The following is a 23,906-nucleotide window of genomic DNA, read 5'->3' as shown; positions in this document are numbered from 1 at the left end:
GAATACAGATATGAAGAACTCCTTATCAATCAACCAAAGAACGAACATGTTATATAAAATGGCAGTATTTATAATAGTAGTTTTATTTCTATTTTTAACCCTTTTTCCATTTTATTGGGTTTTTCGAACATCCGTAGCACCACAACAATCTGTTTTTGCAAATCCTACCGCACTATGGCCACCTCATGCTACTTTGTTAAATTATGCCCGCGTTTTGGGATTAATTGATTCTGAAACAGCAATAAAAATGGGTGGTTCCGGCCAGAAGGTAAATTTCTTCTTAAATATTTATAACTCATTTCTGGTTTCAATAGGGGTTACCTTTTTTCAAGTTTTATTTTCTTCTATGGCAGCCTATGCGTTTGCCCGCCTGCATTTCAGATTTCGTGATAATTTGTTTAGTCTCTATGTCTCTACTTTGATGATACCAGGGATTGTCACTATGCTTCCCAATTTTATCCTTGTAAAGCAATTAGGCTTATTAAATTCTTATTGGGGGATTATGGCACCAACATTGCTGATGACCCCTTTTGCCGTTTTCTTTCTGAGACAATTCTTTTTGCGTATTAACAAGGAATTGGAAGAAGCTGCCTACCTTGATGGGGCTGGATACTTGAAAACATTTATTGAGGTAATTCTTCCGATTAGTACTACTGCACTGACAACTTTAGCGGTAATCACCTTTATCACTGCATGGAATGATTATATGTGGCCACTAATTGTGGGTAAAAAAGAAAGTATACGAACCCTTACCGTTGCGCTTGCAATTTTCCGGTTGCAAACACCGCAAGGACAGCCTGATTGGAGCGGTATGATGGCAGGGACTACTCTGGCTATGATACCTACCTTCGGTATTTTCATTCTTTTTGGAAGAAAAATAGTAGATTCGATTGGTTTTTCGGGGTTCCGCTAAATCGAAAATTCCGGGCCTGGCCCTTGGAATAACATATGGTTTTGGAGGAGAAGCTTATGAAAAAGAGAAGCTTGGTTTTAATGGTTATGGCAATTGCCATATCCAGTATGGTGTTTGCTTCAGGCACCAGTGAGGATGCAAAACAGAGTACCAGTAAAAGTAGTGGGAAAGTTACCATACGATATGTACTCTGGGATGCGAATCAGTTACCCGCATATCAGAAAGTTGCGGAAAGCTTTATGGCAAAAAATCCCAACATTCAAATTAAAATTGAACAATTAGGGTGGGGGGATTATTGGACTGCACTGCAGACCGATATGGTCAGCGGTACTGCTCCAGATGTATTTACGAACCACCTGGCAAAATACCCGGACTTTTCTTCAAAAAAACAATTGGTAGACATTACTCCTCTTGTTAAGCGGGATAATGTAGATACTTCGATATACATGAATGGTTTAGCCGGACTCTGGGCAACAAAAGATGGTAAGCGATATGGGCTTCCGAAAGATTGGGATACTATTGCGATCGTTTATAATGCGGAAATGCTAAAGGCTGCAGGAATTTCTGAAAAGGAAGCAAATGAATTAACCTGGAATCCAAATGATGGTGGAACTTTTGAAAAATTTATCGCAAAACTTTCTATCGATAAAAATGGTAAAAATGGTCTAGATCCCAGTTTTGATGCAAATAATGTAGTTCAGTATGGAATAGCATTAAATCATAGTGATGACAGAGGGCAAGCACAATTTAGTCCTCTGGCCGTTAGTACTGGATGGATGTATACGGATGGACTGTACAATGCGAATTTCCATTTTGATGATCCGCGTTTTATTAAAACAATTGAATGGATGGTAAGGGTCACTAAAAAGGGCTATATGGCTTCCTATGAAGATACTGTAAACGGAGCAAATTCACTTTTTACGTCAAAAAAAGCTGCAACAGTATTCGATGGCTCCTGGATGATTGGCTATTATACCAGCAGTTCTCCCTTTAAGGTTGGTTTTGCCAAACTTCCCGTAGGGCCAGTTGGTCGACGCAGTATGATAAATGGTCTTGCGGATTCTATTTGGGTAGGTACAAAACATCCAGAAGAAGCCTGGCAATGGGTCAAATATCTCGCTTCAGAAGAGGCTCAGAAGATTGTTGGTAGTTATGGAGTTGTATTCCCCGCAATCAAAGCTGGTGTTGATGAAGCATTAAAAGCATATACTTCTAAAAACATCAATGTAACCGCCTTTACAGATGAAGCTAATGAGAAAAATGGTACCTTTGTATATCCAGTCGTTGAAAATGGAGTAAAAATCAGTGAAATAATGACTCAGACCTTCGATGCAATTTTTATCGGAAAGGTGACTCCTGAAGCTGGACTTAAGGACGCGAATAAAAAAATTCTTGATCTGTTTAAATAAATAATCAGAAACAAATACACGTACTTCTCTTTACATTTAAGGAGTACGTGTATTTTTATAAAAACGCAATAAGAGGAATAAATATGAGTATTACCTATTCGCCTGAGCATAACGTGTTTCATCTAAAAACCATACATTCAAGTTATATTATTCAGATTGTTCGTGGAAAATATGTTGCGCATCTTGGTTGGTATAGTATCTTGCAAGAATGGAATGGGTCGTATTCATTACAGTTTATAGATCGCTCGTTTTCTCCTAATCCTGAACCGGATGACAGGACTTTTTCTTTAGATACATTACCACAAGAATATCCTGGATATGGAAGAACAGATTTTCGCTCGCCAGCCTATACAATTCAGTATCAAGATGGCAGCAGAGTTGCTGACTTATGGTATAAAGAATATCGTATTATAAAAGGGAAACCAGGTTTAGATAAATTGCCTGGTACATATATAGAAAATAATCAAGAAGCAGACACGCTGGAAATTATTCTATTTGATCCAGTAGGAAGATTGCGTTGTATTCTTTCATATACAGTTTGGAATGAATTTGATGTCATTACAAGAAATGTCAGATTTATAAATGATTCAGAAAATTGCATCTCCTTATTACAAACAATGAGTTTTAGTCTTGATTTTCCCAATAAAAAGTATAAGCTCTTACAGCTATCAGGGGCCCACTGCCGTGAACGTCATATATATACCCGATCTCTGGTTCCAGGAATGCAATCCATAGAAAGTCGTCGAGGAACCAGTAGTCATCAACAGAACCCATTTATTGCTATTCTTTCTCCTGATGCTGATGAAGACCACGGTGAAGTTTTTGGTTTTAATCTGGTTTATTCAGGCAATTTCCTTGCTCAGGTAGAAGTAGATCAATTTGAAATGATACGAGTTATGATGGGAATTAACCCGCTGAATTTTAATTGGGTTTTAAATCCGGGGGAACAATTCCAGACACCAGAAGTTGTAATGGTTTATAGTAGAAACGGTTTGGGAGACATGTCCCGGACATTTCATGATTTATATCGGAAACGTTTGTGCCGGGGAAAATACCGTGATACGGTTCGTCCGATACTCATTAATAATTGGGAAGGTACCTACTTCGATTTTAACGAAGATAAATTAGTCTCTCTTGCAAAAGAGGCAGCCCCTCTCGGAATAGAATTATTTGTTCTCGATGATGGCTGGTTTGACAACAGAAAAGATGATAAACGCTCTCTTGGTGATTGGTTTCCTGATAAACACAAATTACCAGGCGGGTTAAAAACTTTAGCTGAAGAGATCAACAAGCTTGGCATGAAATTTGGTATTTGGGTAGAGCCAGAGATGGTATCTGTTGAAAGTAGATTATATAAAACGCATCCAGATTGGTGTCTGCATGTTCCCAATCGTTCACGTTCCGAAGGACGGAACCAGTTAGTGCTCGATTTGACACGTCGCGAAGTAAGAGAGTATATAATTGAAACAATCACGATGGTTTTAAGCAGTGCTCCAATATCGTATGTTAAATGGGATATGAATAGACATTTAACTGAGATCGGTTCATCTGCGTTTTCTTCCTCTCAACAAGGTGAAATCTCTCATCGTTATGTTCTTGGCCTCTATGAAATATTAGAACGGATTACCTCTTCATTTCCAGATATTCTTTTTGAAAGTTGTTCTGGAGGTGGCGGACGGTTTGATCCGGGCATGTTGTATTATATGCCTCAGACATGGACCAGTGATAATACAGATGCAATTTCTAGGATTTATATCCAAAAGGGTACAACTATCCCATATCCCGCAATTACTATGGGAGCCCATGTCTCCACTGTACCAAATCATCAGACCGGAAGAGTTGTCCCCTTATCGTTGCGTGGTGCGGTAGCAATGGCAGGCAATTTTGGTTATGAATTAGATTTAACAAGACTAACTGAAGCAGATAAAACAGAAATTAAAGAACAGGTATCATTTTATAAAGAGATACGCCCTCTTGTACAATTTGGTGATCTATATCGATTAGATAATGAAGAGTTCCCTTTAGTGTACACTTCATGGAGCTACGTATCAAAGGATAAACGAGAAGTATTGGTAACCTTTGTATTATTACGAACTGAAGCAAATGATGTTTTCAGAATAGTGCGATTGAAGGGATTACAATCAAACTATAAATACAGACTGTTAGGCGATGGGAAAGTATTTTGGGGAGAAGAATTAATGCAGGTGGGGTTATTATTACCCTATCCTTTACAGGAAAATCAAAGCATTATTTTCAGGTTTAGAGCTGAATAAGATTAAAATGTTAGAAGCATAAAAAAGCCCGCACCTGCGGGCTTAATCTTAGGCTGCGTTTTGTTCTTGTTTGCTGTTCTTATTGGTAACTTTCATAGGCCGATTCAAAAGGCTTTGCATCAATATAAATGCAAATATTAGGATGCCCACCACAATTCGGGTCCACCAGGAACTTAAGGTTCCCTGGAAATTGATGATGGTCTGGATGGTTCCTAGAATCAGAACCCCCATGATAGAGCCGCCAATGGATCCGACGCCGCCAGTTAAAAGGGTTCCGCCCATGACGACCGCTGCAATGGCATCCATGTGCAGGTCCTTGCAGTGAAGTGCATACCCGGAAAGCATATAAAAAGTAAACACAATGCCTGCCAGGCCTGAACAAAAGCCATTAAAGGTATAAATTAAAACTTTGGTTCGATTAACTGGCAAGCCCATGAGTAGGGCCGATTGCTCCGAACCCCCTATGGCATAAACGGTTCTTCCGAAACGGGTAAAGCGCAGTAACCACCATCCGACTATGGCAAAGACTACAAAAATCAAGACGTTAACTGAAATAAAATCGCCGGTTGGCAACTCTATAGCAGCCATGCTAACATCCCGATACCAATCATTTTCAATATTGATGGTATCTATGCTGATGAGGTAGCAAGCTCCCCGGGCAAAGAACATCCCCGCCAGGGTTGCGATAAAGGGTTGCACCTTAAAAAACTGGATCATGATACCCTGAAAGAGTCCAATACCGGAAGCTGCAAGAAGTACCACCGGGATCACCACCGCCGGTGGCACATCCTTTCGCAGCAGGTCCGCGGAGATCATCGTGACTAAGGCAACTACGGATCCCATAGACAGATCAATCCCGCCAGATAGGATGACAAAGGTCATGCCTACCGCCGCAATCCCTAAAAAGGCATTATCAATAAACAGGTTGATGAACACCTGGATTGAAAGAAAATTTGGGTAGGCGATGGAACCAGCACTGTACATTACAATAAAGAGACTCACGGTGACAATAAAGGGCAGATGTTTTCTATCAATCTGTTTCATAAAGCGCCTCTCATCTGAAAGCTCTTGCGGCCAAAGCGGAACAGGGCTCTAAAGTTTTCCGACTGAAGCATGCTCACTAAAAATACAACGATGGACTTTATAACTAAGTTGACCTGGGGCGGTACTCCGATAGAATAGATGGTTGTTGTCAGGGTCTGAATAATGACCGCCCCGAGAATAGAGCCTGCCAGATTGAATTTGCCCCCATTTAGAGAAGTACCGCCAATAACTACTGCTAAAATGGCATCCAGTTCAAAGAGGTCTCCCGCGTTGTTTCCGTCGGCACTTTTTACATTGGAACTTACTAGAAGCCCCGAGACACCGGCACAGAAAGCACAGAATGCATAAGACCAGAACACGATCCGTTGTTCCTGTATTCCTGAGTAACGGCTTGCAGTTCTATTCACGCCGATCGATTCAAAAAAGAGTCCCAGGGCAGTCTTTCTTGTTGCGAGGATGACCAGTATCAGAACAGCAAGCAGAATATACAATGAAAAGGGGATGCCAAGAAAGGTGCCGTTTCCAATAAAATAGTAAGGTTTGTAATAAATGGTGATAATTTGTCCGTTGGTAACCAGCTGGGCGATGCCCCTTCCTGCGACCATAAGGATCAGGGTAGCTACAATTGGCTGGATTCGGAGTCGTGAAACGAGAAACCCATTCCACATCCCTAAAATAAGGGCGGATAAGAGAGCCGCTGTAATAGCAACTCCCATAGGGGTCCGGGTAACTAGTACCTGTTGGTCCCCCTGCAAGATTAATTCTCCGCCGATAAGGTATGCTGCAATAGCTCCGGAAATAGCAACCACGGATCCCACCGATATATCGATTCCGCCGGTGGAAATTACCAGAGTCAGTCCAATGGCAATGATACCGATATAGGTAGACCTATTTAGAATATCAACAAGGATGCCGGAGAACCGGCCATCCTTCCATTCAATTGAAAAAAATCCTTTCGTTAAAAATGCATTAATCAATAACAATAAAAGAAGGACCATAAAGGGCCAGAATAAGGTGGTGTCGTTAATTCGCTTTAACTTGTTTTTCATTTTCTAGCTCCTCCTGGGCAATAAGACGCATAATGGTATGCTCATTAATTTCAGTACCTTCTATTTCAGCAATCTTTTTTTTATCCCGGAAAACCGCAACCCGGTCGCTGATAGCTGATACTTCTTCCAACTCCGATGAAATGAATATTATCGACAGGCCTTCATTCCTTAATTGTAAAATACGTTGTAGAATTTCACTTTTGGCGGCCACATCAATTCCTCTGGTTGGTTCATCTAAAATGAGTATAGCCGGTTTTGTTGCAAGCCATCGGGCAAGTAGTACCTTCTGCTGGTTGCCGCCGGATAGGGTTTTGACCGGTCGTTCCGCATCGGGGGTCTTTATACCCAGTTCTTTAATAAACTGATTTGCAATTTCCTCCTGAGTCTTCCGGGGTATGTATTTTAGGATACCCTGTTTTGCCTGCAATGCGAGTATGATATTCTCCCGGATGGAAAGGTCGCCAATAAGGCCTTCGGTTTTTCTGTCCTCCGGACAGAATCCCATTCCAACCATAATGGCATCCCGGGGGGCGGATAAGGCAACTTCCTGCCCATTCCGGAATAATTTACCTTCAAGTGCCCGTTCGGCCCCGAATATCAGTTTTGCAGTCTCCGTACGTCCTGAGCCGAGTAACCCTGCCAGGCCGAGAACTTCGCCTTTTTTTAAGCTTATGTTGATGGGTTTAAGATAGCCAGTACGGCCCAATCCATCAACTTTAAGAAGCTCCTCGGTACCATGGGAAAGTTTTACTTCCTGCCTGGTTGCTGTTGCTGCAAGTTCTGCTGGATCCTTACCAACCATCATGCTAATGAGTTCGAGTTTGGATAATGCAGAGGCCTCTGCGGTTCCTATGTATTCGCCGTTCCGCAGAACCGTAATCCGATCGGATACGGCATATACCTGATCTATGAAATGAGTTATAAAGAGAATCGCCATTCCTTCATTTTTTAACTTACGCAAAATGTAAAACAGCCGCTCAACTTCGGCTTCATCAAGACTCGAAGTTGGTTCATCAAGTATTAAAATGTCCGATTTCACACAGAGGGATCGGGCAATAGCGATCATTTGTTGAATTGCCAGAGAGTAAGAACCAAGAGGTTTTGTTGTGTCCAGATCAAGGTCCAATTTTTCTTTAATAATTTTATGGGCTTCCTCAAAAAGATGCTTCCATTTAATACCTATGAGATTCCGTGGTTCTCGTCCGAGCAAAAGGTTCTCTGCAACTGTTACATTGGGGCAAAGATTTACTTCCTGGTAAACGGTCGCGATTCCCAGGGTCTGAGCATGTTCAGGGGATTCTACTTTTATGCTTTCCCCTCGAAGATACATGTGACCCGAGTCAGGTTGATATACTCCGGTCATTATTTTTATTAATGTGGATTTCCCGGCTCCATTCTGCCCCATAAGGGCATGAATTTCTCCGCTTTTTAAGGAAAAATTAACCTGTGAAAGGGCCCTGACTCCGGGAAAATACTTTGAAATGTTAACCATGGAAAGAATTTCAATATTTTCCATGCTGTAATTCTCCTTTGATAAAAAAGGGCGTTCCGGTTTACGCCGAAACGCCCCTGTAGTTACCAAGTAGCCCTAGTACTTGCGGGAGGGGAATACCTGGGCCGCAAATTCTGCGGGGTATACACCTTCATTGGTAACGATCCGTTTGGGTAATGTTTTTCCTGCCATCAGATCTTTAACAGCAGCCATGAGCTGCTCTCCAAGCAGAGGAGAGCATTCCACGGTGCAATTGAGTTTACCGGCGATCATTGCTTCGAAGGCGCCCTTTACAGCATCGATGGATACGATGATGATATCCTTTCCGGGTTTTAGTCCGAATTCTTCAATAGCCTGGATGGCACCAATTGCCATGTCGTCATTGTGGGCAAAGAGGACATTGATATTCTTACCTTCTGCCTTCAGGAACGCTTCCATGACTTCCTTGCCCTTGGCACGGGTAAAGTCACCGGTCTGGGAACGGATGATTTTATAATTGGGGAAGGGCTTCAGCATTTCCTCAAAACCACGCTTACGGTCGATGGCCGGAGCAGAACCAACGGTGCCCTGGAGTTCCACAATGTTTACTGGTTTGTCGGTGTGCAGGTAGCCCATGAGCCAGACCGCAGCACGTCTGCCTTCTTCGACAAAGTCGGATCCCATAAAGGATACATAAAGGCTATCATCTTTGACATTAACTGCTCGATCAGTAAGAATAACAGGAATTTTTGCCCGCTTGGCTTCCTGAAGCACCGTTTCCCAACCGGTTTCTACAACCGGTGAGAAGGCGATCACATCTACCTTCTGGGCAATAAAGGAGCGGATGGCTTTAATCTGGTTTTCCTGCTTTTGCTGGGCATCGGCAAATTTTAGTTCAATGCCCGCTGCAGCTGCAGCCGCCTTAATGGATTCGGTGTTGGCGGTCCGCCATTCGCTTTCTGCCCCGATCTGGGAGAACCCGAGCACAATTTTTTTATTGCTCTGAGCAAAGGCGTTCAGAGACACCAGGGTGATGAGTGCGCACACTCCCGCAAAAACTTGTAAGGATTTCTTCATACATGCCTCCTTTGTGGGCTTCGTTGATACCAATATTGTGGCACCCCTTGGAGAATATGTATTTAGAGGATTCCATAATTTTGTGTACGATAACGCACTGAGAAATGCATTAATACCGACGTTTTGGCAGTACTGTTCGGGCTACCTCGGCGGGGAATACTTCTTCACTGGTGATAATCCGGGTGGGTAGTTCCTTTCCATCAAAATAATCCTGGATTACTTTCATTAATTGGGGCCCCAGGAGGGGAGTACATTCCACGGTACAGTTGAGTTTACCCGCAATCATAGCCTGAAAGGCTTCCTTTACCGCATCTACCGAGACGATCACCATATCCTTTCCCGGTCGCAGTCCTGCTGATTCAAGTGTTTGAATTGCTCCCAGAGCCATATCATCATTGTGGGCAAAGAGGACATCAATCCGTCTCTTTTCCGTTTCAAGGATTTTTTTCATCACATCCCGGCCCTGATCGAAATAAAAATTGGCAATTTCCGATCGGATGATGCGGAACTCTGGATGAGGTTCCAGGGTTAGCTCAAAGCCCCGTTTCCGGTCAATGGCAGGAGCTGAACCTACCGTCCCTTGGAGTTCCACGATATTAACTTGACCATCTGGGGTAGGATGATGTTCTATATAGGACAGGAGCCACCGGGCGGCCCGTCGGCCCTCTTCTAGAAAATCTGAGCCGATAAAGGTAGCCCAAAGGGAGTCATCTTTTATATCTACTTCCCGGTCAGAAAGAATAACCGGAATCCCTGCGGCTTTTGCTTCCTGGAGCACCTCTTCCCAGCCTGATTCGACAATCGGTGAAAAGGCGATGATGTCCACCTTCTGTTTGATAAATGACCTGATCGCTGCAATCTGGTTTTCCTGCTTTTGCTGGCCGTCTATAAAGGTAAGCTCAATGCCGGCGTCACGGGCCGCATCTTTTATCGATTTTGTATTGGTAAGCCGCCAACGGCTTTCGCTTCCTACCTGGGCAAAGCCGAGGCGTATGGGTTCCTTGTTGGAGCGGGGATGCCGGAATGACGCATAGGGATCCACATTAGCATTAACTGTTTCGGCGGTTATCTTTCTTGTGCGTAAATATATTTTTTTGGGAATGCCGGGTTTCTTTTCTAGAATATCCCAGGCGTAGTTTACCGCTTCTTTTCCGCCGGTGGGGCAAATAAAAGTGGCTGATAGGAGTCCCTTCCGTACCAGGTCTAGGCCCCCATTGGCACCCTCCAGTCCATCTACCCCGATGAATTTGATATTTGAAACCGCTGCTTTCTTCGCTGCTAAAATTGCCCCATAGGCCATGGCGTCATTCTGGGATACGATGACATCGGGCGTTGGGGTGGTTTTAAATAAATGAGAGAGGGTATCCTCAGCTTGGTCCCGGAGCCAATCGGCGGTGACTGTTTTGACCAATCTGATCCCGGGATGTCGCTCAATTTCCTGCCGTAAACCGGTACTTCGGTCGATGGTAGGCGGAGAGCCTGAGCGGCCCTGAATTTCCCAGACCTGACCGCCCTTTTCTCCCAATAATTCTGAGACATAGCGACCCGTCTCGCGACCAATGAGCTGGTTGTCCGGACCGATATACAGGGTGTAATCATAGCCTTCCACTGCCCGATCCAGTACAATCACTGGAATAGTTTTATACGCTTCAGTTACGACGGGGGTCAGAATCTGCGAATCTGTCGGCGAGATGATAAGGAGATCGATGCCATAGGCAAGGAGCCGTTTCACATCATCAACCTGGCGTTCGCTGGAATCTACCGCATCAGTAATAATTACCCGCATATCGAGGTATTTTTTTGCCTGCTGGGTTATTTCTTCCGTCATGCTGATGCGCCATGGTTCTGAAAGGTTGGCCTGTGAAAGGCCTATGAGTTTGCCAACTTCTGGCTCTACCTTATTGTATGAAATAAGGGGTAGAATATTCACAAACCAGAGCAAGGAAACGGCTAGGACCATAATGCCAAGGGCAATGAGGATGAATGAAGGCTGGATATACCGTTTCATGGTAAGCTGCCTCCCTTTCGGTATTCGATGGGAGATATACCCAGTATCTGTTTAAAAGCCCTGCTAAAGTAATGCTGGCTACGATAGCCTACCTTTTCAGCAATTTCATAGATCTTTATTGCCGGATCTGTTAATAACTGCAGGGCATGCTGGATCCGAACTCTGCTCACATATTCTACAAAGGAGTAACCGGTTGCTTGTTTAAGCAGCCGGGACAAATAGCCTGGGCTGATTTCCAATTCCGATGCGGTTTCCTCTAATGATAAATCCGGGTATTGATAGTTTTTTTCGATATATCCCTGAGCCAGGAGCACAAAGGTTTGGTAATTTCCCTTCTTGGTCAGCTCCGATAGGGCCTCTTCATAGGATTCCTGTATCGTGCGATGCCCTTCTTTTCTATAATTTCCGCTGGGCACTACTGCTATAATTGGATGTTGATGGGTTGTCGCTTCAATAGCGGCTTCGATGCCAAGGATCTTATTTTGTAATACTTGTAGATCCCCTGGATATAGGGTAATAATCGTATCATCTCTATCTATTACGCAGATTATATCCTTACCTAACTGTTCTTGAATAATTGATTGTACTGAATAGATAAGAATGGTCCGGTAACCAGCTTGCAAACTTCCTACTGAGAGTACCTTTTCCTCCAGCCGAATAGCAAGCACCACCGCTTTTTCTGGCAAGGTAAGCCCCAGGAATTTGGAACAGTCTTCAATGTCAGTTTTCGAAAGGGATGATGAAAGCCATTCCAGAATAAATTGTTCTTGCAGAGTACTTCGGTGTTCAGTTATTTTCTCTCTTGCCCAGTTAATGTACCGATTTGTTTCTCGCCGCAGGGCAAGTTCATTTTTAGCGTGTTCCAGTGTTCTTTTTATTTCAGCTTCTTGTACCGGTTTTAAGAGATACTCAAAGACTTTAAGAGATACTGCTTTTCTGGCATACTCAAATTCATCGTGTCCGCTCACGATAATAATAATCCAGTCATGGGGAAGGCCAGAAAGTTTTTCAATTAATTCAAGACCATTTAAGAAGGGCATACGAATATCGATAAAGAGGATATCCGGGATTGTCTCCTCAGCCAGAGCAAGGGCCGCCTCGCCGTCGCCTGCTTCGGCAACCACCTCAATTTCCGAATCAAGCCGCTCAAGGACAGAACGGATACCTCGGCGGATTTTAGGTTCATCATCGGCGATTAGTACTTTCCACATAGTTTTTTTCCCGTGTTATACTTCTATTGCTGGATGTCGGATGGTAACCCGGGTACCAACACCCCAGGTGCTTTGGTAGGTAATGCCATAATCGGGTCCAAAATTTAAAAATATCCGTTCATGGACATTTCTGGCACCGAACCCGATATGCCCCCCTTCACCCCAATCTTTATGGCTGTCTGTATGCAACTGATGACTGGACTTTAGTTCTTCCTGCAGTTGTGCCAGTTTGTCTGCTGGCATTCCAATACCGTCATCTTCCACGGTCAGGAATAGGTCTGGTCCCTCACGTTCAGCACTAACCAGGATGTGCCCTTTACCCCGTCGTTCCTTTATCCCATGATAAATGGCATTTTCTACCAGGGGCTGTAAAATCACCTTGAGCACCCGTAGCTGGTCAATGCCAGGGCTTATAGAAATGGTGTAATCAAACTTATCCTCATATCGGACCTTCTGGATAAATAAATAGCTTTCCACATGTCTGAGTTCTTCCCGGAGAGGTATCATTTCTTGACCCTTAGAAAGTCCAACCCTAAATAGCTGGGTTAAGGCGCTCACCATGTCTACTATATCTTGGGCTCTATGTTCCTGGGCCATCCATTGAATGGTATCGAGGGTATTGTATAGGAAGTGCGGTTTTATCTGTTCTTGCAGAACCCGTAACTCGGTCTCTCGTTTCCGTTGTTGTTCATGGTATACCTGGTCGATCAGGTTGCTGATTTCCAATATCATACGATTAAAAGAGTGTCCGAGTTGGCCGATCTCGTCCTGACGGTTTTCAGAAAACCGGATGGAGAAATCTCCCGTTTCAGCCTGTCGCATCAAACTACGCAATTTTTCTACGGGGAGTGCTATGGAAGATGCAAAGAATACCGAAAGCAAAATGGCCAGGAGGACGGTGAAACTTCCAACAATTAGGGCGTAAAACCGTATAAAAGAAACTTCGCGGAGAACACTTTGTATCGAAAAAACTCCAGCGGTGGTCCATCCGGTATAGGATGACTGTTTGTACAGGATCTGAAATACTTCATGGTTACATCGGCGGAGTGTTCTCCCTTCTGAGCCCTCTATTTGCCGGGGTGCGATCCGGTAGATGGTTTGGTTTACCGGTGCAAAAACCAGCTCTCCATTCTGATCGGAAATATACAGGTAGCCATCCCGACCCAGAGAAGAATCTGCGAGCAACTCCTGGATGCTTTCCAGTCTCAGATCAATAAGTATGGCTCCGGTAATCCGGTTAAAATGGTCTGGGTCCCGGATTGGCTTTACAATTGATACCACGTCATCACTGCCATAACCGAGCTGGCTGCGGATATTGCGTCCAATTGGGCGTGATATGATGGTAATCCCGCTGGTAGAACCAACAGCTTTTAAATACCAGGGTTCCAGGGTCAGAGGGTCCCGGGTAATACGGGTGTAATGATTTGATACAATACGATCATCGGAAGATATCAGCATAATTCCTGCAATTTCCCGATGAGTTTTAAGGCAAGCATCCATAAACGCAAGGGCTTCCTGTTCATACTTTTTCTGGAGAGCCCCTGCAGAAGGCATAAAAAATTGATGAATCGAAGGGGTTGCTTCTAGCAGGTTACTCAGTTTTTCTAGATTTACAATCAGATACTCAAGATTTTTATCCACCTGAGCAATCATTCTCAGAGTATGGTCGATTACCTGGGTTTCTATTGAACGGGAAAAAATTAACGGTCCCACCACCCCCAAGGTTATTACGGGGAGTAAAAGGAGGGCAAGAAATGAAAAAAGAAGTCTGTTCCGTATCGAAAGGGACGGTATTTTCACACAACATCAGTATAGCATGATTTCCTGTATTCGATTTTACAGTAATTGGGAATTTTATGCACTTTTCGGTTTTTTACAAAATCTCACACTCCTTATAATCGATAACTTCCTGCTCTATGCCGATGCGGCTTTCCTGGATGCGCCGGGCCAGGTCTTGCAATGGTGGGTTTAGTCGGGAAAGGTATTTTTCAAAACGGCGGGAACGGAGCTCCGGGTCGGAGAGGGGCCTGCCATAGGGTCGGTAGCGCTCAAAGGTTGCCATATCCATTCCAAAGGGCCGACTGCCGTAGTGATCCTGCAGGTACTGGCAGATCGCAAGCCCCTCCGGGTCTAAGTCTCCCGCATGGTACAGCCGGTACCCCTGCCGATGGAGCAGTTCCAATACCCGTCGGACCGCACTGTTGGGCCAGCCGTTGGTATACACATAGGCCGTAAAGGGGTTTTCCATCTGCCACAGGGAAAAAAAGGTTTCCTTATTTTCTATAGTAAGTATATTGATGTCCCTTTCCCGCCCTGTGGCACCGGCGATTTCCAGTTTTGTGGCACCGGCCAGAAGTTCCAGAGAAAGACCGAAGGGGGCGCCTACTCCGATTAAAGGGGACCTCTGGCCCAGATCTAGAAGAAGTCGGGCCCCTGCGCTATGGTCTTCTGTATCGGGCCCCTCTGCGCTCAGCCGGAAGGGCCCCGCAAGCCACACCACGGGGAAATTGCGCCGGGGGAGGCCCAAGAGCAGGTCCGGTGTATTACATAGGGTAGTAAGACGCTTCAGAATGCCCAGCAGGGCCTCGAGCCGTTTGGAGTCCCGAAAGAGGGTAACCGAAAGACTGCGAATAGGTCCTTTGTATGCTCCTTCCTTCCGTTTAGTGAGGAGGATATACAGGTCCTCCATATCCCGGATCGAAACCAGGCTATCTAAAAAGGATGGGTAGCTGGCCAGGGCAGTAAATAACTGCTCCGTATCGCCTTGCTCCGCATCCCGGGCCCTTTGGGCAAGGCCCCGGGCGGTTTCCCGGAGAACTTCTTCTACCGTATCCGGATAGGGCTGCCCCAGGTTTGCATAGAGACGCCGGGGATCAACCAGTTCCGCCCAAAGGAGCCTATCCCGTTTTCGCCGGTGGGCCCAGCCCAAACGGAGTAGTCCTTGAGCCTCCAGCCATTCCATGGCCTGGAGAAAGCCTTCCTGTTCCATGGCACTGGCATAGGCTTCTGGCAGGAGCTGCTCCCAATGGCGAAGCCTGAGCGGCCGGCCGCCCTGGCGCATGGCAGAACGAGGATAGGAAGCGGCAAATACATGCAAGATGAGCTCATCGTATTTCATCAATCTGGCTCTATCACTCTGATCCTGTAGTTGCCGCAACAGTCACCGCCCTATAATCCCGAACCCAGCCTTCATTGCCATAGCGGAGCACCAGGTTCACCGTATCCATATAGGGTTGGATGATCTCGAGCTTTTCTGAGGGGACCGCCGTGATGATCTGCATTCCCAGTTCCTGGAACAGTTCTAGGGTAACCCCAATGCGCCGTTCATCCATTTTGTTAAAGGCTTCATCAAAAACTACGAGGCGCACCGTGTTTTCAGGATCGTCCTTGTAATATCGGTAAATACTCGCTGCTATAGCCACATAGTAGGGCGTCTGGGATTCGCCGCCAGACTTTTCCTTAAGCGCCCGGGATAGGGATAGTTCGGGGACCTTGCCCGTTTTTGGATCCATGGCAGAGGTGTCCCGAACCCGAATATCATAGGTAAAGTAGGTCCGGTAGTCGCAAAGCTGGCGGACCTCAAAGGAGTCCAGTTCGTTTTTAAGGATCCTGTTAAATAGTTCCTCTACGGCCTCCCGCTCACCCTCACTGATCAATGCATCAAAGAGGCTCCCCTGATTTTCATGGATCTCCGCGGCCTTCCGGATAACCTCCAGCTGGGCCTTCCGGTCGTTCCGTTCTTCCAGGGTAAAGTGATACTGGTCCTTGCCAAAGGTAAGGCTCCGTAAAATAGCGTTGATCTCCCGGAAACTCTCCCGGGCTTCTTCGATATATTCGTTGAGCCGGGTCACAAAGTGTTCCTTGAACTGCTTTTCAGCCATAGCTCGGGCACGGGAAATCTTTTCTTTATAGAGGGGAAGTTCCGAAGCTTCGAGCCGTTTCTTAAGGGCTTCGATCTCGGATGCCTCCTCTGGCAGGAGAGAAAGGAGGGCGTTCCAGTCAAGGTTGTATTTCTGAATAGCCCTCTGGTAGTTTTCCAGGGCTTTCTGTAGTTTGTTCCGGGTCCCCTGCAGACTCCCCTCATAATTGGCCAGGATGCTCTGCCGATCCTCCCGGGAGTGGACCCGTTCTTTGTAGTAGGCTTCCCATTCCTCAAGGAACTGCTCTCGGTTCGCCACAAAGGCTTGAAACTGGGCTCTTCGGGTTTCGGCGGACGCCTCCAGCGGAGGCCTTGCTTCTGCCAGGGTCTTTGCCCTTCCCTGAATGCTTCCCAGGGCAATCTGGGCTTGGGAAAGAGCCGCCTCCCGGCTCCCTAATGTCCGCTTCCGTTCATCAAGCTCATTCCGAAGTACTTCCAGGTCAGAGGTGTCTACCCGGCGAATCTGTTCAGAGATTTCGGTAATACTGCGCTCCAGTTCGGGAATGGTAGCGATGGACGATGAAAGGTACCGCATTTCGGTGAGGGCCGGCAGGGCCCGCTTTAAAAGTTCCGTTTGTTGTTCCATCAGTTTGATGGATAGTTCGAGCCGGCTGAGCGCTTCCTGCAGTTCCTTTCGCCGGGCAAGGAGTTCTGCCTTACGGCGCTCCCGGGCCCCTTTGCCCAGATACCAGCGGCTGTACACCGCCTCCCGGATCCGGTTTACCGTATGGGCAGAGTAGGTGAGACAGGTTTGGGTAACACTCTGGTCAAAGTCCTTTAAGTGTTCCTGGTCGGTTCGGATAACCCGGCCCAGGATGTAGTCCGCATAGCGCCGGGCAAAGGGTGAATCGGTCACTACAAGCTCTGCCAGTGAGTGGGGGCGTACCTCGCTTTGGGCCATCCGCTCCAGGTTTGGCAGAGGAACCCCTCCGATCTGCCGGGGAAGCCGATCATAGATGGCGATGGCCCGCTGAAACTGTTCCTGTTCCACCAGCACCGCAAAACGCTGGGTATTAAGCCAGCCCTCCAGGGCGTTCTGCCAGGCCGGATCGGCTACTTCTACCAGGTCTGCAAATATCCATGCCTGAATACCCTCTTCTCTTAAGGCCGATACCAGTTCTGCAGGCCCCTCAGGATAGCGGACCAGGCCCCGTTCCAGTTCCTCCAGTTCTCGTGCCAGGTCGCCCAGGTCTTTGCGCAGGTTTTCCCGTTCTTCCTGGCTCTTGCTCAGACTCCGGTAGAGGGTTTCTTTTTCCGTTTCCAGGCTTTCTGCAGAGCGGTCCATATCCACATTGCCTTCCCTGTCCCGTTCGAGCTCCCGATTTAATAGGGCTTCAAGCTGGCTTAGCAGGGTTTGGTACCGTTCCCGGTTTGAGCGGGCCTGTTCCAGCTCCTTTAAGAGCTGATTCTTGCGGCGCTCCAGATCCTGGATAAGCTGATACACCTGGTGGGTCTGTATGGATAGGCTCAGCTGGTTCACCTGGTCCCGCAGGGCTTCGAGCTCTTCCTGGAGGCGTCGGATTTCTTCGGCTTTTCGCTGTTCTTCCGCTTCGAGCCGCTGGCTTTCTTTGTGGTTTTCCTCTAGCCGTTCCTGTTCCAGTTCCATCTGGAGTCGCTTTTGCAGATATTCCTGGTTCAGGATGGTTCTATTATGCTGCTGCCAAACCCTGGCTATGGCGAGGATATCCTCCAAAGCTGCAATATTTTTTATGGCAAGCTCAGCTTCGGCCTCCGCATCCTTATAGCTCTGGAGGTTGCTCTTCATCACAGAGATGTCTACCATCCGCTCTTCCAGGATATAATCGCAGACAAAACGGTTTACCGAATCCATGGGTACAAAGCCAATCGAGCGGACCAGGGCATCCAGAGAGGGATTGAATTCCACATTACGCCGGAATACCCCCAAAAGGTGGGTAAGTTCCTTCTGGTATTCTTTTTTGGAATCAAAGACCAGGGCGCCCAGGTCTCGCATCCGCTGTTTAAACTGCTGGGATCCCAAAAGGTGGGTGCTATCGAGAAAGAGGGGAATATCCTTTACCTGAACCCCCTGGGCAATCCAGGGGAGTTCCCTGACCTGGGTTGTATCTTTGGTAATTTCCGCGCAGATCCCCGCAGAAAATGATGCTTCACCCTTCTCGAATTCCAGCATTACATGGCTTATCCCTTCTGTGCGCTGATATTCCTCCCCTTCATAACCGGTTTTAGCCAGTACATACCCATCGAGACTGCGGCCCGATCGTTTTTCATTGGCCGCTGCATTAAAGCGGATCTTGTGAAGCTGGGCCACCAGGGCATACTGGATTGCATCGATAATGGTCGATTTGCCGGAGCCATTTTCACCCACAAAGAGGGTCCGTTCTCCGATAGGGATGGTAACATCCCGGAAACTGTGCCACTGGATAAGCCGCACCTTTTTCAGGGTAATCATGGCAGCATCTCCTCTTCCCGGGATAGGTCGGACTTCAGGTTTTCTCGCAGTTTTTCTATGGTTTCCTGGTCAATAGCAAAAGCCAGGGTAGGGTACAGGATAATGGTCCCATCGGGATTAATGCCATCCTGGGCCCGGATCAGGCGAAACCGGGAAAACCGCTTCAGAAGGTCCTTCAGATGGGTCTTTTTTAGTTCCGCGCCGGTCATCGCCTTAAAACGCTGGGTCAGGTCCAGGACAGTGATGATAGGATATTCAGAAAGCCGCAGACTATTCCGCTTTTCCTCATAAAAAAGCCTGAGTATAAAAACGGCGATACTCTCTTCCTGGTTCAGCCGGACCCGATTTTCCGTGGTGCCCCGCCAGGCGATGACCCCTAACCCTTCATCCTTCCGTACCTGGGCATCCATACAGGCAAAATAGACTTCTAGGAGATGAAAGTTCCGGATGCCAAAATTGTACAGTCGCTCCTCTTCACTCCGCAGAATAAAGCAGCGACTCACCAATTCCCGCAATAGCCGGGAAAAAAGGCTTGCATCCTCCCGGTCCAGCCGGTCTATGTCTGCCAGGTCTTCCAGGTTTCCCATACTTAGTGTCTCCTGTATCCATGTTTTCTGAATTCCCAGCCCGCCGCGTGTACCAATTCATCCTCCCAAACCACAGAAAAGGGAAAATGAGCTGCCCGATTTTCCCCATATAGGGTTGCATAGAGGGTCCTTACAAAGGAGGTCTGATCCAACGCAAGCTCATGGGCCCAGGCAAAGTCCCGGCTCCCCAACTGTTCATTGAGCCAGCGGGCAATTTTAGCAGGTCCAAGCTGTTTCTGAAGCCGGAGCCGCAGTTCCGCCTCTTCTTTTTCCAGTATTTTGGTATCATACAGGGGCCGATACTGAAAGGCTCCGGCTGTTTCTGCCCGCTGGCTTCGTACATAAAAGGACTCAGGGCCCAACCAGCGGAGCCGATGCAGGTGCTGTTCCACCTGCTCTGCCAGAAGCTCCTTGTTTGCCAGGGCCTGGCACAGGACCGTAATACGCCCCGCTACGGTCACGTCGGACCGGATTCTGCTTTTTATGCTTTCCATGCTGGATCGGGCATAGAGCATGTTTCGCCGGTCTATATCCTCTACTAAGGGATCCAGGAGGCGGAGCTGGTCCCGGATATCCTCCAGCATCCAGATGAGCCGTCTGCGGGCCTCCGGGGCGGGTTCTCCCCGGAGCAGGCCTAGCGCATTGGCAGTTTTGCCAAGCCAGGCTTCGTCTTCGAGCAGGGAGTTGATGGTCTGGATGATCCGGGGCCGATAGCGGGAAAGGTTATCCTGAGTTTTAAGCCTCATATAGGCCCGGTCAATTACTTCTTCCAGATAGTGGTCGTAGTGGAGCCGTAAGATTTCCGGAATATCGCCGCCACTTTGCTGTTGGATCAGTACCTCATAATGGGAGCGAATATTTTGGGAAAGCACCTTAAGAGAATCGATAAGGCGGCTTAGATGTTCATGGGCATTAAGGACCGCATAGTGGCCGTTTTCCTTTGCCACATCGGAACAGATTGATGCATAAATCGCTACAATATGGCTTTCATATTCTATGCGGCTCCCCTCTTCGGTGGTCAGGAGGGCCTCGAAAAAGGGCTTCGCAGGGGCCGCTATGGTGATCATCCGGGTATAGTCCGGGAGCAATTCCTCCCCAAGCCAGCCATAGGCTATGAGCCGATGTAGATACGCGAAGCGGCGGCCCGCAACGGATCTCGGCCCCCCTCATCAACTTGGTTTGCTTCTTCCTCTTCCGGATTCTCCCCAGCTTCCTCCGCCGCCTCATCGAGCACATCCGTAAAGGCTTCCTCCTTAAGGGGCTCATCCTGCTGGGCCAGGTACTCGGCAATTTTACTGACCAGCTGACCCCGTTCCACCCCGCCGGTCTGTTCCTGGAAAAGGCGATAAAAAATGAGGAGGCTGGCGCCATAATGGATTCGGTTGGGGCTCGCCAGAGGTACGAAGAAGTTTTCTGGCAGAACGGAGAAAAGGGACCGCATGAGGATGAGTATGGGTTAATTCGCTGATTTTTTCAACGGTTACCAGTATTTTCCCCAAAGGGTACCAGCAGCTTAAGGTTTGTTTTAATGGTGTCAAACAGAAGGCCCAGGGTTTTCATCAACATGGTGCGGCTTTCCTCGTCCAGATTGGAAATAGCATCAGCCATAGCCCGGGCCCGCTGGAACCAATTGGTAGACAGCTCAGAAAAACTGGTAATATCCGTAGCCTCAAGAATGTCAAAGAGGGCATCGATGAACTTGCGCCGTTCTTCTGGTGGAAGCGAACCCAGCCATTCCTTAATCGTTGTATCGATGAAACGGCTCGTGTCGGTTACGGTGTCTACGCATACAAAGGCGGGCCCCCGCAGGGTCCACGAATAGGGGTCATGCTGGGCAATACCCTTCTGGGTGCTTTGTACAATCGTGTAGGTTTCAGAATGTTCCAAAAGCATCCCTATGATTGATGACTGGGGCACGTAAGCATAGAGCCTCCCCTGCAAAGCCCTAAAGCCATCCTTGGCGATGGTTGCCTTATCAAACCCGGGGCCGTCGTTGTTGTATACCCCCAAAATCCGCCGCCGGGTCCACCAGGAAGAACAGACAGCCCCATAAACCGCCAGGTTACCCCCCTTGGAGTGGCCCCCGATACGGAGTTTCCCATGCAGTTTCTGAGCGGCCCTTTCCAGGTATGCTGCGGCGAGACGCTGGGCTGGAACGGGGGTCATAAAACTCATGTTAAAGTCTTCTTTCCAGCCCACCACGGTAGAGTCGGTTCCCCGAAAGGCAATATAGTGGCTCCCGTCTTCCAGGCTAAAGCTGACCGCGGCGAATTGGGTCTCTTCGTCCTTGTCGAACCGGTTCTGAAAGCCCGAGAGCCGCACCCCCGCAAACCGCCTTGTTTCCGCGGCCTGCCTGAAAAAGCTGATATGCCGGGCCATCCGTTCGGAAAAGCCCCGGACTTTCATGGCCCTTGCATCGAGTTTTGCAAATTCCCTTGCCACATCGGCCGCCGTAGGCCCCTGTCTGCCAGGCTCCGGGGGTACGAAGCCATCCAGGGGCAGGTAGGCAAAGACACTGAAAATAAGGTTATCCACCGGATTAAAGGGCCCTTCCCTAAAGGAAAGGTCTCCCCGCCACGCAAGATAGTCTTCGATATTTGCGGTTTTGGTATTTACCATAGGAAGAGTATACATCAAAATAGCTATAGATGGTAATTGAGGCTGTCTGATAACTCTGTTAGTTATCAGACAGCCCTTGTGTTTTCTCGAATTTTAGCGTTTTAACCCTTTTGAGGTATTAAAACCAGGTAAAACCGCTAAAATCCTACGAAAATACGACATTAAAGAAGCTGTCCCGCAACTTTCTAAGTTACGGGACAGCCTCAATTCTAGGAGGTCCCCATGGCTCTGGTGCAGGTTTTCCCAAAACCTCGTATTTTCATAAGCCGCTGTATAGAATTTGATGCATGCCGCTGGAACGGTGCGATGATTGGCTGTGACTTTGTTCGGGCCCTGAAGCCCTATATTGAACCGGTAACCCGGTGCCCAGAGGCGGATATCGGCCTCGGTGTTCCCCGGGATCCGGTCCGGCTCGTCCGTCAGGAAGGTTCCCTTGCCCTGTATCAGGTGGCAACGGGCCGATTTTATACCGATGAAATGCGCTCCTATTGTTCCGCCGAAGTTGCCCGGCTTGGTGAATTGGATGGGGCAATCCTTAAAGAAAAATCTCCCTCCTGCGGTAACCGGGATGTAAAAATCTATGCCAGTGCTGACCCCAAGGCGGCACAGAACGGCAAAGGCCGCGGTTTATGGGCCGAAGCTCTCTTATCAACCTATCCTGACATTCCGGAAGAAAATGAGGGCCGGCTTAATAACTTTACCATCCGGGAACATTTTTATACCGCCATCTTTACCCGCGCAGCCTTTCGGGAAGCAAAAGCCAAGGGCACCATGAAAGATTTAGTTGCCTTTCATACCCGGAACAAACTGCTGTTTATGGCCTGTAACCAGTCCGTCATGAGAGACCTGGGCCGTTTGGTGGCTAACCATGAACAGCTTCCTACTCCGGAGGTTTTTGCCGCCTATCAGGCCCTGCTTCCCCGTATATTTCAGAAAATACCCCGACGAGGGGCAGTGGTAAATGTGCTGCTCCATGCCTTTGGCTACTGCTCCCAGCAACTTGAATCCGGAGAGCGGTCCCATTTTCTTGAGCTCCTGGAGGCCTATCAACAGGGGCGCCTTCCCTTAAGCGCTTGTCAGACCGTCCTCCAATCCTGGATTGCCCGGTTCGATCAGGAATATCTGCGGAATCAGAGTTTTTTCCAACCCTATCCGCCAAGCCTCATCGACATCAGCGATAGCGGCAAAGGTGCCGGCTCTGCCCGGGAGTGAAGGTGCATGATTTTTTTGAAAATCCAAAAGAAAATTTCCTTGTAATCCGCATCAATTAATGCAAAGGATCTAAAATGATCTGTATTATTTTAGAATTCAAGAGAGCTTCTCTTAAAGTGCAGCTGCAATTTAAATGATGGATATATACGATTTGAGTGTTATGAGGCGCCCATAATTGACTATATGGGAATTTAGGAGGAATGTTATAAAAAATTATGAAAGTACTGTTTATTACATCGGAACATCCTTAACAGCTTTATGGTGGACTTGGGACCTTTACTAGAGAATTTACCAGGGCATTAAAACAATACTGCACAGTTGTTACCGTTTATTTCCATTATAATCAGGAACCCATGCCGCCCAGGGATGAATACATTGATTACGTTTTTAAGCCAGCTTTTTCCTTTGATGCATTTAATATAGAAGCTCGGCTACTTGAAAATGCTGCCAGTCTCAGAAGTCAGATTAATTCGATTCTACAGACCTATAAACCAGACATTATACACTGCAACGATCGGCTTACATTTCTTCCTTTCAGGTTTGAACACAATGTAGTTTATTCATCTCATTTGCTGTTTGCAGATCTCCTTTCTCTTCAGGGAATGAATGATATTTATTTCCAGGAGTTTAAAACTGAACGATGTGCTATTTCACGATAAGCGATTGTAATTGTGTATTCGTCTTTT

Annotated in this window: 17 protein-coding genes and 1 pseudogene; 5 read left to right on the top strand and 13 right to left on the bottom strand. The window is 47.2% G+C overall.

What is annotated here, in order from left to right:
• Window positions 1-10 precede the first annotated feature (10 nt).
• The 3 genes from SPICA_RS11275 (at window position 11) to SPICA_RS11265 (ending at window position 4,595) form a co-directional block, all read left to right on the top strand.
• Entirely contained in the window at window positions 11-913 is a 903-nt protein-coding gene (locus SPICA_RS11275) for a carbohydrate ABC transporter permease (protein ID WP_013969622.1), read from the top strand.
• A gap of 56 nt (window positions 914-969) precedes the next feature.
• Window positions 970-2,322, top strand: coding sequence for an ABC transporter substrate-binding protein (locus SPICA_RS11270; RefSeq protein WP_013969621.1), 1,353 nt, complete (start codon window positions 970-972; stop codon window positions 2,320-2,322).
• Between the two features lie 83 nt (window positions 2,323-2,405).
• On the top strand, window positions 2,406-4,595 hold the full coding sequence (locus tag SPICA_RS11265; protein WP_013969620.1) for an alpha-galactosidase: 2,190 nt from the start codon (window positions 2,406-2,408) through the stop codon (window positions 4,593-4,595).
• Between the two features lie 48 nt (window positions 4,596-4,643).
• Here SPICA_RS11265 and yjfF read toward each other — a convergent pair whose 3' ends face one another.
• From yjfF to SPICA_RS11200, 13 genes are all read right to left on the bottom strand, one after another.
• Window positions 4,644-5,639 carry a galactofuranose ABC transporter, permease protein YjfF gene (gene yjfF, locus SPICA_RS11260; protein WP_013969619.1) on the bottom strand — a complete coding sequence of 332 codons (996 nt, stop codon included), beginning with the start codon at window positions 5,637-5,639 and terminating at the stop codon, window positions 4,644-4,646.
• Window positions 5,636-6,688, bottom strand: coding sequence for an ABC transporter permease (locus SPICA_RS11255; RefSeq protein ID WP_013969618.1), 1,053 nt, complete (start codon window positions 6,686-6,688; stop codon window positions 5,636-5,638). Before SPICA_RS11255 ends, yjfF begins: the two co-directional genes overlap by 4 nt.
• Window positions 6,663-8,204, bottom strand: a complete 1,542-nt coding sequence (locus SPICA_RS11250; RefSeq protein WP_013969617.1) for a sugar ABC transporter ATP-binding protein — start codon at window positions 8,202-8,204, stop codon at window positions 6,663-6,665. Before SPICA_RS11250 ends, SPICA_RS11255 begins: the two co-directional genes overlap by 26 nt.
• 72 nt (window positions 8,205-8,276) lie before the next feature.
• On the bottom strand, window positions 8,277-9,236 hold the full coding sequence (locus SPICA_RS11245; RefSeq protein WP_013969616.1) for an ABC transporter substrate-binding protein: 960 nt from the start codon (window positions 9,234-9,236) through the stop codon (window positions 8,277-8,279).
• Between the two features lie 109 nt (window positions 9,237-9,345).
• The gene (locus tag SPICA_RS11240; RefSeq protein WP_013969615.1) at window positions 9,346-11,244 is read right to left on the bottom strand and encodes a substrate-binding domain-containing protein; all 1,899 of its coding nucleotides are present in this window, start codon (window positions 11,242-11,244) and stop codon (window positions 9,346-9,348) included.
• Window positions 11,241-12,455 carry a response regulator transcription factor gene (locus SPICA_RS11235; protein WP_013969614.1) on the bottom strand — a complete coding sequence of 405 codons (1,215 nt, stop codon included), beginning with the start codon at window positions 12,453-12,455 and terminating at the stop codon, window positions 11,241-11,243. The genes SPICA_RS11240 and SPICA_RS11235 overlap by 4 nt, the downstream gene beginning before the upstream one ends.
• Window positions 12,456-12,470: 15 nt before the next feature.
• Window positions 12,471-14,255, bottom strand: coding sequence for a sensor histidine kinase (locus tag SPICA_RS11230; RefSeq protein WP_013969613.1), 1,785 nt, complete (start codon window positions 14,253-14,255; stop codon window positions 12,471-12,473).
• Window positions 14,256-14,328: 73 nt separating this feature from the next.
• Window positions 14,329-15,573, bottom strand: coding sequence for a DUF2399 domain-containing protein (locus SPICA_RS11225; RefSeq protein WP_013969612.1), 1,245 nt, complete (start codon window positions 15,571-15,573; stop codon window positions 14,329-14,331).
• Between the two features lie 13 nt (window positions 15,574-15,586).
• Entirely contained in the window at window positions 15,587-18,802 is a 3,216-nt protein-coding gene (locus SPICA_RS11220) for an ATP-binding protein (protein ID WP_013969611.1), read from the bottom strand.
• Window positions 18,799-19,389 (bottom strand): DUF4194 domain-containing protein, encoded by a 591-nt coding sequence (locus tag SPICA_RS14970; RefSeq protein WP_013969610.1) that lies wholly within the window; start codon window positions 19,387-19,389, stop codon window positions 18,799-18,801. The genes SPICA_RS11220 and SPICA_RS14970 overlap by 4 nt, the downstream gene beginning before the upstream one ends.
• 2 nt (window positions 19,390-19,391) lie before the next feature.
• Window positions 19,392-20,477 (bottom strand): Wadjet anti-phage system protein JetA family protein, encoded by a 1,086-nt coding sequence (locus SPICA_RS11210; RefSeq protein ID WP_237255861.1) that lies wholly within the window; start codon window positions 20,475-20,477, stop codon window positions 19,392-19,394.
• A gap of 23 nt (window positions 20,478-20,500) precedes the next feature.
• On the bottom strand, window positions 20,501-20,830 hold the full coding sequence (locus tag SPICA_RS11205) for a hypothetical protein (protein ID WP_041396227.1): 330 nt from the start codon (window positions 20,828-20,830) through the stop codon (window positions 20,501-20,503).
• Window positions 20,831-20,862: 32 nt separating this feature from the next.
• The gene (locus tag SPICA_RS11200) at window positions 20,863-22,008 is read right to left on the bottom strand and encodes a DUF2974 domain-containing protein (RefSeq protein ID WP_013969609.1); all 1,146 of its coding nucleotides are present in this window, start codon (window positions 22,006-22,008) and stop codon (window positions 20,863-20,865) included.
• A gap of 222 nt (window positions 22,009-22,230) precedes the next feature.
• On the opposite strand from SPICA_RS11200, the gene SPICA_RS11195 reads away from it, so the two are divergent.
• Entirely contained in the window at window positions 22,231-23,220 is a 990-nt protein-coding gene (locus tag SPICA_RS11195; RefSeq protein WP_013969608.1) for a YbgA family protein, read from the top strand.
• A gap of 269 nt (window positions 23,221-23,489) precedes the next feature.
• Window positions 23,490-23,879: pseudogene (locus SPICA_RS11190) on the top strand (hypothetical protein); the annotation flags it as partial.
• Window positions 23,880-23,906 lie beyond the last annotated feature (27 nt).

This window comes from Gracilinema caldarium DSM 7334, assembly GCF_000219725.1.
Taxonomy (GTDB): domain Bacteria; phylum Spirochaetota; class Spirochaetia; order Treponematales; family Breznakiellaceae; genus Gracilinema; species Gracilinema caldarium.
The sequence above is the reverse complement of the archived record's forward strand: the minus strand, read 5'-3'. Positions and strand labels throughout refer to the sequence as shown.